Source organism: Limnospira sp. PMC 1279.21 (assembly GCF_032349615.1).
GTDB classification, from domain to species: Bacteria; Cyanobacteriota; Cyanobacteriia; order Cyanobacteriales; family Microcoleaceae; genus Limnospira; species Limnospira fusiformis.
The window spans coordinates 1-1,011 of the sequence record NZ_JARPLU010000433.1 but is presented as its reverse complement, the minus strand read 5'-3'; the positions used below and the strand labels follow the sequence as shown (position 1 = coordinate 1,011).

The window sequence follows — 1,011 nt, the reverse complement described above, 5'->3', positions numbered from 1 at the left end:
TAAAGAGGCGGGTAGGGGGGAAAGATTTAATACTACTGCGGAAAAGGCGATCGCCCAACGACTCCCTAGGGCGATCGCCCGAAAATGCTGCCTATCCTTGTCGAATTTAATTGATGTCTGCAACTCATAAGGCTCGATAATTATGAGCGGAATTCATCGGGATATTTTTCTTGACCCGAAACATATTCCTAAACACCTACCTAACACTCCTCAGTCACAGAGATGGCTGCGGCGAGGGCGCTCAATCCACATCTTTAATGATGAAGAGACAATGCTACGAGTGGCTGAAGCTATCATAGACAGAGGTGAGTACACGGGGAATATTCGCAACTATGATCGCGCTTGGGTTATTTTTTACCGAGGCGATCGGCTATCGAATCAGTCCCGATGGTTCAAGGACTCCTTTGTTTTATGGTGAGGTAAAAATCGATGCACAAAACCGATACCACACAATCCCTCGCACCCGACCAGGTGAAGGATAACTGGAATTTTTTAGAAGTTTGGGTCGATCCCATGCAATCTCCTCCTTATATCCTGCTTCTCTTGAGCGATAAAATGAACAGTTGGTCTGTTTTAGATCCGGCTGAAGGTTATGGTCTGGTCAAAGTTTTTCCCAACTATGAAGAAGCCGAGAACTGGCTTTTGGAAGATGAATATGAACCACTGGAGGGACGGCTATCTAGTTCCGAAATTCATGCAAATATCTGAAACCTCTTAGGCTTAGAGATGGTAGCTTTGTAGGTTAGGTGAAACCCAACAGCAGGTGAGAGATGGTGTTTTTGGGTTGAGACCTGCAACGGAACCTCCCGCGTGGGTCGCACCCTACGACTACGGGAAAGAGGCGGGTAGCTTTGTCGCTTGGGTGAAACCCAACAGAAGGCTTTGTAGGTTAGGTGAAACCCAACAGCAGGTGAGAGATGGTGTTTTTGGGTTGAGACCTGCAACGGAACCTCCCGCGTGGGTCGCACCCTACGACTACGGGAAAGAGGCGGGTAGCTTTGTCGCTTGGGT

General features: G+C 48.2%; 3 protein-coding genes and 1 pseudogene. All 4 read left to right on the top strand.

Annotated features, from left to right (window positions below; translation table 11 throughout):
• Positions 1–142: 142 nt before the first annotated feature.
• Entirely contained in the window at positions 143–418 is a 276-nt protein-coding gene (locus P5683_RS25240; protein ID WP_008053553.1) for a DUF6972 family protein, read from the top strand.
• Positions 366–482, top strand: coding sequence for a DUF6972 family protein (locus tag P5683_RS26645; protein ID WP_396442592.1), 117 nt, complete (start codon positions 366–368; stop codon positions 480–482). Before P5683_RS25240 ends, P5683_RS26645 begins: the two co-directional genes overlap by 53 nt.
• Positions 430–708, top strand: a complete 279-nt coding sequence (locus P5683_RS25235) for a hypothetical protein (protein ID WP_006669791.1) — start codon at positions 430–432, stop codon at positions 706–708. Before P5683_RS26645 ends, P5683_RS25235 begins: the two co-directional genes overlap by 53 nt.
• Before the next feature lie 76 nt (positions 709–784).
• A pseudogene (locus P5683_RS25230) lies at positions 785–1,011 on the top strand (hypothetical protein); the annotation flags it as partial.